Below are 10,195 nucleotides of genomic sequence, written 5' to 3' on the forward strand. Positions count from 1 at the left end.
ACAGTGCATTTATACTATCTGGATTAAGATTAATCGCGATCGTGCCAAAGATCTCAGATGGGTCTGTAGTTTTCTTGTCGTCATCACAACTAATAACGAATACGAGCATAATTCCCAACAGTAGCAGCCGTTGCATTGGCTCCCTCCCCTGCGACAGAAGTTTAGCGGCCGGCTCACACTTCGGTTCAAAAAGGAGAATAGCAGACCGCTGAGTTTTGAATCAAGCTAGAACCAGATCTGTCACAGAACCAAGACCAGCCAAAACTCGCTACCTCTCCCCGGCGGGGTGCCGGGTTGGGGGATAGTGGAATGTGAAATTAGTACTGCGCCCTTTCAGCGCCGCCGTGGCACACTTCCGCGGACTACGGATCAGCTCTTCTTTTTCGTGGCGACGCCGAAGCTCGTGATCTGCTGCCGTACCTTGACGGATTTGCACTTCGGACACTTGATCCTGGCTGTGTCGTGCTTGAGAATCCCCATCGTTACAGTGAAGCTCTTCCCGCAAGGCTCACATTTGTAAATGTACTCCGGCATCACAGAATCTCCTTGCCCCTGGTAGGGCGTGAACTGGCGCAGCTGCTCGCAGAACCCCCTTGTGACCTGTCCCCATTCTTTGTACCACCTCAGCCTTCCATTAAGGCCCCACCGTCCTGGCGATTCGGGAGCCTTGCCCAGAACCTACCTGCTCCACTCAACCCAGGTCCCATTTGCAATAATCCCATGATGCCCATTATCCGATTCGTCAACGGCAATGTCCCCTGCCCGGTGATCAAGCGGCCAGAATGCGACTGTATTGGCATCTGATGTCAAGATCGAAGGCGGAGTGAAATCGGTTACATAACGACAGATGTCAGATACCCGCACTCCCGCGAATTGGCCGTCCCACCAGTACATATCATGGGAGTATCTCGATCCCATCACGAAGTTGCCTGTGCCAATTACATAAGTCTCTGGAATATACTGTGTTCCTGTACAGATCCCATCAAGGAATATCCTTAGCGAATCCCCATCGTATGAACCGGTGATATGGTGATATTGATAGAGTTCGATTTGAACTGCCGAAATGGCTGCGACATTTTCAGACTGGCCGGTTGCCACACAAACCCGGGGATAACCCGAATCAAGGTCTAGTCCATAGCCCCGCCCAAATCCCGAATCATCACGTTTGTCGATGATGGAATTTACCGGGAACGGCGACTGCTGATGCCCAGGATACTGGTAATCACGGGCCATCGCCCATGCCTCAAGTGTAAAGGGACCATCGAAATTGAGACCTGATTCATGCGGGACCGTGACCGAGGTGTTAGCTCCATTTAGGTCCAGGACATACCGCGATGTCACCCCGTCGGATAAAGTCAGGCTATCAATTCCAGACAAGACATATTCATCAATGCTGCCAGATCGATGGATTTGTATTTTCCAATCGCCCGCACTTGCTGCCATGCAAAAAAGTAGCATCATGCTGATCACAAAACCAATACGCCATCTCATCTATACTCCCCCAAGCTGCTCTACCTATAAGTCGCCTTCACCCGCCCCCACATCGTATTCTCCACCCCTGCATTCGCACCGGCTACAGACTCAGGGCTGCACCGTCCTGGCGATTCGGAAGCCGACAGCCACGTCGCTGTTTCCCGGGAGAAAGTTATGTCGATAAGCGCAACGATAGGTTTCGGGAGTCGGGGTAGAACCAAATGACCCTCCACGCAATACTCGATAGATACCGACTACTGGCCCATGTGGATCGGCCTGCTGGCCTGTCCCAAGGTTACACTGATGCCAATCGTTACACCATTCCCAAACATTTCCGGCCATGTCTGAAAGTTCCAATGTTTCCGGCGCATCCGGATAGTCCCCTACCGGTGTGGTCCAATAGACACAACCATCAGCGTTCGCCCGGTCGCAATCCAGAGCATCGTCTCCCCATGGATAGATCCGCTCATCATCATATTGCGCCGCATACTCCCACTCCGCGTCGGTCGGCAGCCGGTAGCCAACGGCACCGTACGGATCTCCACTGTTGCACTGCCAGTCGCCGCCGTGCTCGTAAGCCCGTGATAGACCCGCCTGCAAACTCAGCCAGTCGCAGTAACTCACCACGCCGTACCAGGTCACGTCCATCACAGGATGATCGGGATTGATTCCATGGCCAGCGTCACGTAGCGAGAAAATCCCATCGCTGAAACTGATTTCACAATGCCCATCCAGATCCAGAAGCTCCACGGTACTCCCATCAAGATTGTCTCGTACAGTGCATGTCGTAGCCGTCACATATTCATTGTCGTAGGCCCATTGGACCGCCTCCATGTACTCCTGGTTTGTAACCTCATGCTGGCCGAGAAAGAAATCACGGGTCAGGGTAACTTCCCGCTCATCCGTACCGCAGTAAGCCGCTCCATCGCCCATAGTGAACACTCCCGCCGGGACATGTGTGAATCCCTCGGGGGCGACATCTATGAAGAATGTCACGCTATCAATTTCTGCCAGGTTATGCAGCTCAACATCCTGACCCTTGTGTATTCTCATCTTCCAAATTTCATCATTTTGACTCGCAGCCACACCAGCCATCAGCACCATCCCAACCATCACCATGATGCACCGATTCATTTATAAACCTCCACAGTTGCTGTTACCGATACGTCGCCTTGATCTGGCCCCAAGTCGTATTCTCAACCCTCGCATTTGACACTCCGGCCATCCCGCACCCGACATCAAGCGCCCCGATCAGGGCGCAGCAATGTCAATATCTGACCAAGACATTTTGGCATGCTCGTGATCAGTGAATCAGAACCATCCTCCGTGTCTCCCTTATCCCATCTGCCTCTAGTTTGAGATAATAGATCCCAGTAGGCAGTTGGCCGCCGGTTTGCCCAAGGGGATTAAAAGTGAAATCGTGAACTCCCGAGGATAGACGTTTATCAACGATTGTACCCACCAATTCTCCACTTATCGCAAAGATTTTAACTTGGACTCGGGCGCTCATGGGTAGAATTATATTAAACTTTAAGTTCCCTGTGGTCGGGTTAGGCCAGGGCTGAGTAAGGCTGGGCAATGCTTGATGCTCAAATGTCTCTGGAATCTTAGAGGATTCGCAAAGCCCCGGCTCGCAAATTGTCTCAGGACCAAGATAACCGCCTCCAGCAGTTTCACAATCTTCGCAACTGAGTTCTATACAGCCACCTGGAAAGCAACAGGCTCCAACACCTGCACATGGACTCGGATCGCAGGTTGTACCAAATCCTAAAAATTCGTATTGGACCCCATGCTGATTGCACTCAGATTCACTACCGACAAGAGAACAATCACATGAAAGCACGTCACAACAGGCACCCGTCGGTGGCGGACAAGGATCAGAATCACAATCTGTCTCCGGTCCTAGCCAGGTTCCGATACCATCACAATCTTCAGAGTTCAATTGCTCACATGGTCCATCATACAAGCAACAAGCCCCGAGCACTGGATTGCAGCCCTCCCAGAAGGCGCCAATCAGTCCGCACGCTGGACCATCAGGGTGATTCTCGGGAAGACAGGGGGAACGGCCATCAAGGTTATAATCCGCCGTGTCAGGATAACAAAAGAGCGGATCTATTGAGATGTTGCCATCAACACCCTCTTGACCTCCTATACACCAATCATAGTCCCCCTCGTTATTGGCATAAATATCACAACATTCCAGAGATGCCGTACCGCCATCAAAACAAAACACTGTTTCACCAGAGAGAGTAGAGGTTATAATCGATTTGACCAGCTCAACTGAGGAATTTTCCGTCAGGTAAAAAGTCCCTCCATGTGTGGTTGCAGAATTTCTATGAAATGTACTGTTGATACAATATAATTCTGAGTTGTTGTAAAGATAGATGGCGCCCCCCTGATGGGCCATATTATCCAAGAACAGACTGTAATTTAGATCACATTGAGAGTTGTGCATATGAATAGCACCACCATATCCTAAGCCAATTGAATTTGTGGCCCAATTATCGATATATAGACAATTCATGATATGGAGAGTGGAATTGAGGCAGTCAATCGCTGCACCATAGCTCTCGCTCCAATTGCTCTCAAAAGTGCATGCCTCGAATGAAGCAGAGGATTGGTTACAAAAGAACGCCCCACCAAATCTTGCGGAATTACCTATAAATCTGCAATTGGTGAACGTGGCGGAGGAAAGCTGGCAGTATATCGCTCCACCCAAGCCATCTGTGTACCCATTTATATTCGAATTGTGACTGAATATACAGTCTTGGAATTCAGGTGATGAGGAGTAGCAGTATATTGCGCCACCACGGCCCTCGACTAGGTATGCGTTCATTATAGTAATTGCATGTAGTTTAGAATTCTCATCCTCACCATTTACAAATACGAATCCTTGGTGTTGAGAAGACCCATTCCCTTCGCAATCAATGATACAAGTCTCAGGATCGCCACCTTGGGAGCGAACGGTGATTGCCTTGCCTAGAAATTCAATGTCACGATTGCCATCGCCTGTAAAAGTCCCATCGGCTAGTTCGATAATATCACCATCCACAGCTGTATCGATCCCCGCCTGAATCGTCGGCGCGTCACCCGAACCGTCGGGATAGATCTCCCAGGTCGTGGCCAGGCCAGCTACAGGCACGAGCAAAACGAGCAGAGCTATGAAGCTGAAACGTACCGGCATAGAACACCCCCATGTTGTATGAATACGGGACACACAGTCGCAGGTGGATGATAGCACTGAATGGCGCGGATGGGAATGGGAGAAATCGGGCGGCATGTGATTATGGTGCAATGGATTAGTGCTGCTCAGGTCTGGCCTAGGATCGACAGATCCCTTGCGAAATCATCGCCAGGCATTTTTAAATCGAATGCGGAAGGGAGCAGTTGATGCTGCTCCGGTGACTGATTTGAGAGCTGGCCAAGCAGATAGGATTTCCCAATGATTAATCAGCCCAAATCCCTCGGCGACAAAAAGCATAGAGAGGAGCGTCTCGCTCAGATTCACCAACCACATGTGGCGAAACTGAATGCCTTTGTGGAGACAATCCGACGCCAGCAAAATTGCGGCAGAAACGTCCCCTACTTCGACCCAGCCGATGGTGGAGTGAACGCGGAGTGCCTGTTTCTGCTTGAGGCTCCGGGTCCAAAGGCCGTCGAGAGCGGCTTCGTCTCCCGCAACAACCCAGACGAGACCGCCAAGAACTGGCTTCTGCTCAATGCCGAGGCCGGGATCGATCGCAGCCGGACCGTCTCGTGGAATATCGTGCCCTGGTACATCGGTGATGGTCCGCGAATACGTCCTGCCAACCGCGATGATATTGAGCAGGGCTGGCCTTGGCTGGTTCGGCTCTTGGAACCCCCGGCTCTCCTGCCCCGGCTCCGGATTGTCGTGCTGGTCGGGCGCAAGGCTCAGCGGGTGGCCGAGCGTATCCGGCAAATCCGGCACAATCTGGTCCTGATGACGTGCCCGCATCCGAGCCCGGTTTTTGTGAATCGGCGGCGAGAGAATCGGGGGATGGTGCTGGAGGCGTTGTGGGAGGTTTCTGAGAAGTTAGGCTGAGTGCTCTATCCCTCCCAGGCCGCACCGCGTTGGAGGCGGGTCGGGGCCGGGAGCGCATCGGGCTGGAATGGGGGGTTGGTTGGGACGGGATCGGTGGGTGGATTGGAGTGGAATACGCACATACAAACGGCTTTATCAGGTGCAACCTCTTGTTAGACAGCGTTCGCGCCCGACGCGACTATTCCTGCCGGCGCTCTAAGAAACTCAGGTCGGCAAAATTCTGGATTTGGTACAGCGCTTTGAGATCCTGTATGTGGTGCCAATTGTCCACACGGTACAAAGTCAGAGGTCGCTTCGCCTTGATCACATGAGCGATTGTATCCTCAAATAGACCCCGATGACTGGCTTCAATATACTCAAATAATTCCGGTTCAAACATCGCAATTCCGACGTTGGCAAGACTCCCATTCACCAATTGCTCTGGTTTCTCCGTGAACGTCTCGAGTATATTCGCCCTGCCCTCTCTTATAACACCAATTCCAAGTGGGTGAGGGTAAAACCGACTGCACAAGAGCATGCCGATGTGTTTCTCTCGTTTTTTATATTCAAAATATCGATTGTAAATTCGTGGCCAATCGCAGTTCTCAATGAGAACGTCGTTATAGTGGATCACAAAGGGCTTGTCGGGAAGACTGTTTCTTAGATTAAGCATCACCGCAGGCAACGTTGCACCCCCGAGCCTTTTGCATTCAACAAAATCGCCGTATCCACCTTGCTTCACGTTCTCCTCGATCGCATCCGAATACTTGCCCGTCAATACAGTGACCCTCTCGAACAAATCGGCATGTCGATAGAATGGATCAATAATATGTTGCAACATGGATCTGCAACCAATTGTGACCAAGCACTTAGGCATCACCTGCGTAACAGGAAATAGCGATCCACCCTCGCCACCAACAGGAATTATAACGGGAATCTTATCTTTTCTACTTTGATCGCTAACTAACTGACGAAGCGCGTCTTGTATACTCATCAATTCGGCATTTGTCGCATTCAGCGTAGCTTTCCGGTCGTTTGTCAGCCCCTTAATTTCACTTAACAGCCCTTTGAGTTGGTCGGTACCGATGTCGGCCATAACTTGCGCATATACAGTACCAACAACGGGAATCGCTGCTGGAGCAGCTGCCGCGAGCTTCTCCAGAAGGTCTCTTAGCGTCATTCTAGCCAATTCCCCCCCCTTTTCCTGCAGCAGTCCGTGCCCTGAGGCTATCTAACGAATCCGTCGAATAAGCCGCCCGGTACATCACGGATTACCACATTTGCCTCCCGGATCCCGCCTCCCATGAACAAATAGGGGATTCCGTAGAGGCTGTCCGACCTTTTCCTACAGATTCAACGTTCTCATGACCAGCGAGGGTCCTTGGCGCGGCCCTCGCCACTCTCAACATCGCGCCACCATTATGATCCTTTGCGGCCGTGACAAGGGCCTCGTCAGGTTCAATACGCCGTTGGGCGATCCATCTCGTTCCATGCCACGTCACTCGACGAAGGCCACCTGGCTCACTCCCCAGCTCTGATCGCCAGGCGCGAGACCAATCGCATCTAATGCTTCAGTTGCTTCGTCTTCTTCTTTGCTCGGGCTCTTTGCGCCGAATGTGACCAGATATGTCTTCCCTCGCTCCACACAAGCCACCATGACAAAGTCGATAAAGGAACCTGGCCTGAGGAAGACACCACTAACCCGACTTGCTCCCGCTTCCGAGTGAATACCCAACGCTTCGTAGCGCTGCGGCTCTTTCCACGACGAGACTTCCTCACCAATCGCGCCCAGTTGTGCTATAGCGAAAGGGGTGCGACCGAGTTCCAGCGGTATATTCCTCGTGCCGCGGTTCTCGACTGTTGCCCGTACAACTATCTGTCGGCATCCCGCCTCTGCGACGATCGCCTGGTCGATCTCAAGAGAGACATTGATCACCGCCTGCTCTCTCACCTTCCTATCATTAAGCTCATAGTCGTGATCCGCTCTGGAGACAGAAAACTCGTAATATCCCCAAATCGCTCCGCCGGCAACTGCAAGTGAAAGAACGATACTCTGAATCACGGCCAAGAGATTCTTTGCATCTTCATGCTTCGCCATCGCTCAACCCCGTTCGCGATCGCCTAACGAATCTGTAGGAAGACCTATTTAACAAATCGTTCCACCTCACCCAGTAACCGATTTTCTTTTCTTGCGTCACATGTCACTACATAACCCGTCCAGGCAAAACCGCCTCCATCACCTCGCCGCGATTGTTACTGGTGGCGCCGGGGGTGCTTATGGGGGTTGGGTTGTCACATCTTTGTCAGAATTGATTTTGGATAATTCATCTTAAGATGAATCAAATAATCGTCCAACCGATCTCGACGAACCTTGTCCACGCTATTTAAGTAAGCCATGGATCCTTTGACCTTCGCAATCTCCTTTCTCTTAACAGCTTTGATTGGCATCGTGGCGAGCCGATGTAACTTGGCACGCAGTTCCCTGTAGGTCTTTCTGCCAACCCCGACGTTATTCTGAGTGACAACTAGCCCCGTTACGGTATGGCGCCGAGCCGGTCCGCGTATGCGCGTTTTCTGGCGGTTGACCAAGAAACCTTCGGATTCAATGATTTTGGTAATCATCGGAAGCGCGCGGGGCAGACTGCTGTACGAGTATGCGGAAAACGTTAGGTCGTCAGCGTACCTCGTGTAAACTATCCCACGTTTTCCAACGTACCCGAGAATGCGAGCGTCAAACCGGACACAAGTTAGGTTCGCCAATGCAGGAGACGTCGGCGCACCTTGCGGAAGACCCCCATGAAAAGTGCATAGCGAGGTGAGTATGGAGGCAACTTGCGTTGAGTAGCCAATAGTCCGGTACAGGGAGTAAACGTGAGAAGCTTTGACGTTGGGAAAGAAATCCTGGATATCCAGACACATTATGGCTTTCGCCCCGATGTGAGGAGTTGCGTTGTCTCTTGTTGACGCTCCAGGAACAAAACCCTTACAGGCGGGTGACACAGAGAGGCGATCCAGTATCGTTCGTAAGATCCAACCTTGCACAGCCTTCAACTCCGCTGAAGGCTGAGAGATCACGCGGGTGCCACCTGTCTTCTTCGGGATTGTATATGTATAATACTGTTTGTTAGGATACTTCGCGCATCGAAAGAGAAGCCCCTTGGAGAGGCGTATTGCATCCGATAGGTCCGAAATCGATACAAGTTTCGGTAACCCAATCAGACCCAGACGTATTCTATCGGATGACATGGTCAAGAATGGAGAGCCCAATCAACTTTACTTCACAAGAGAAGCGTTTGAATTGCGACCATAAGTCGCAATTTGACCGCAATAATGCTCTGTTTCCACCTCGGACGACGAATCATCGTCCACAGGTCGCAAGCGACCGACTAAAGCTGGTGGGCTCTCCAATGTTCCTCCATTAAATACGAAGTTTTTTCCCCCTGCAATGCCAATTCAGCACTGCCGTTCTAAGTTTGTCCATGGCCGAAGGATCGTAGGTATGGCCTGTCAAGCCCCGTCGCCCCAAGCTAGCGAAACGACCGAGCCCAGAAGGAGTCAGTTTGTACCCATCTGGAGCTAAGACAATGTAACGGTTCTTCGTAAGGATCGAAATCGCTCCGGTAGCAAGAACTGTTGCCATATCCAGTGCGGTACCAGACGCGTGTTTCACAAGCGTCATAAGTTCGTCACGGGTCACTGGCTCAAAAAGGAAGACACAAGGTAGAATGAAGTGATGGGCTTGGACTACATTGGTGACTCCCGTGTTTTTCTTCACCGCACTTCGGATTCTGCCAACGGCTCGACGAATTGGCTCAATCATGCTCGCGACATTCGCATAGTTCCCATAGACAATCTCGCCTTCCCTCTTGTCGCGAAGCAGCCGCAATGGCCCATGCTGAATGAAGCTCTTCTCTTTCCTATGCTTTTCGTCCATAACGCATACAAGTTTCTTGCGAAGTTTGTTGTTAGAGGCAAATGAGCCAAGTTCAGCAACGGCTCCGTAACTTTCGACCACCAACACCACTGCGTCAACGCTTTCCGCGAGGGTATTTTCAAGACTGATAAGGTCGTGATGGCCTGGGCCGAGCAAGAGGTCATCAAACAGATCCTCAGGATAGAACATATCGTACTTATACCAGTACCATTCTGACCTGAGAGCGTCATCGATTCGCTCCCGTACTGAGCCAGTAGTGGCCCTGCCTGCACCACATAGGAAGAGCGTAATCTTGTATGTGTGGAAGCCTTTATAAACTTCGTCATGTATCTTTTTGGCGAAATACTCAAGCATCGGTACTGAATCCTTCGATCTACTTTTTGCGCTGCCCGCGGGCCACACTTGCCTGACCCCTGCCAACCCGCAATGATCCTATCGCATCTCCCCCTTGAGCGCCAGCGCTATGAAATGCGGGGCCGATGGTCGCTCGGAGAGAGGGTTGCATTCGGGCCCACAGCTGTCGTGGGGGACAAATCCATGTTCCCTCTTTACGGAGGAGTCCAGATGAGGTCGTTGATTGTGAAAATCGCCCCTACTCGTCCCATACCCCAGCCCAGGAAACCATCTCATAATGCGATTGGGGATTATCTACGCGCCTGACTATGATAAAGGACTTGTCCATTGAAATCGTAATGCTATCACCGGATGCCTGCGTCATCTTGTTTGACCACGACGCATCAAGCCGC

At 51.5% G+C, this 10,195-nt stretch carries 9 protein-coding genes; 1 reads left to right on the forward strand and 8 read right to left on the reverse strand.

Annotated features, from left to right (window positions below; genetic code table 11):
- Positions 1 to 369: 369 nt before the first annotated feature.
- From KJ970_13775 to KJ970_13790, 4 genes are all read right to left on the reverse strand, one after another.
- Positions 370 to 534, reverse strand: coding sequence for a zinc ribbon domain-containing protein (locus KJ970_13775; protein ID MBU2691984.1), 165 nt, complete (start codon positions 532 to 534; stop codon positions 370 to 372).
- A gap of 144 nt (positions 535 to 678) precedes the next feature.
- Complete coding sequence (locus tag KJ970_13780) at positions 679 to 1,491, reverse strand: LamG domain-containing protein (GenBank protein ID MBU2691985.1); 813 nt, start codon at positions 1,489 to 1,491, stop codon at positions 679 to 681.
- Between the two features lie 90 nt (positions 1,492 to 1,581).
- Positions 1,582 to 2,607, reverse strand: coding sequence for a formylglycine-generating enzyme family protein (locus KJ970_13785; GenBank protein MBU2691986.1), 1,026 nt, complete (start codon positions 2,605 to 2,607; stop codon positions 1,582 to 1,584).
- A 169-nt stretch (positions 2,608 to 2,776) separates the two neighbouring features.
- A complete protein-coding gene (locus KJ970_13790) occupies positions 2,777 to 4,657 on the reverse strand; it encodes a T9SS type A sorting domain-containing protein (protein MBU2691987.1) in 1,881 nt (626 codons plus the stop codon).
- Between the two features lie 258 nt (positions 4,658 to 4,915).
- Here KJ970_13790 and KJ970_13795 point away from each other — a divergent pair, with 258 nt between their 5' ends.
- A complete protein-coding gene (locus KJ970_13795) occupies positions 4,916 to 5,536 on the forward strand; it encodes a uracil-DNA glycosylase (protein ID MBU2691988.1) in 621 nt (206 codons plus the stop codon).
- Between the two features lie 178 nt (positions 5,537 to 5,714).
- Here the strand turns inward: KJ970_13795 and KJ970_13800 are convergent, their stop codons facing one another.
- The 4 genes from KJ970_13800 to KJ970_13815 all read right to left on the reverse strand — a co-directional run bounded on the left by KJ970_13800 (position 5,715) and on the right by KJ970_13815 (position 9,803).
- Positions 5,715 to 6,695, reverse strand: coding sequence for a hypothetical protein (locus KJ970_13800; protein MBU2691989.1), 981 nt, complete (start codon positions 6,693 to 6,695; stop codon positions 5,715 to 5,717).
- Between the two features lie 318 nt (positions 6,696 to 7,013).
- On the reverse strand, positions 7,014 to 7,613 hold the full coding sequence (locus KJ970_13805) for a hypothetical protein (GenBank protein ID MBU2691990.1): 600 nt from the start codon (positions 7,611 to 7,613) through the stop codon (positions 7,014 to 7,016).
- A 194-nt stretch (positions 7,614 to 7,807) separates the two neighbouring features.
- Positions 7,808 to 8,761, reverse strand: coding sequence for a retron St85 family RNA-directed DNA polymerase (locus KJ970_13810; GenBank protein MBU2691991.1), 954 nt, complete (start codon positions 8,759 to 8,761; stop codon positions 7,808 to 7,810).
- Between the two features lie 172 nt (positions 8,762 to 8,933).
- The gene (locus KJ970_13815) at positions 8,934 to 9,803 is read right to left on the reverse strand and encodes a retron St85 family effector protein (GenBank protein MBU2691992.1); all 870 of its coding nucleotides are present in this window, start codon (positions 9,801 to 9,803) and stop codon (positions 8,934 to 8,936) included.
- Positions 9,804 to 10,195 lie beyond the last annotated feature (392 nt).

Source organism: Candidatus Eisenbacteria bacterium (assembly GCA_018831195.1).
Classification (GTDB): domain Bacteria; phylum Eisenbacteria; class RBG-16-71-46; order CAIMUX01; family JAHJDP01; genus JAHJDP01.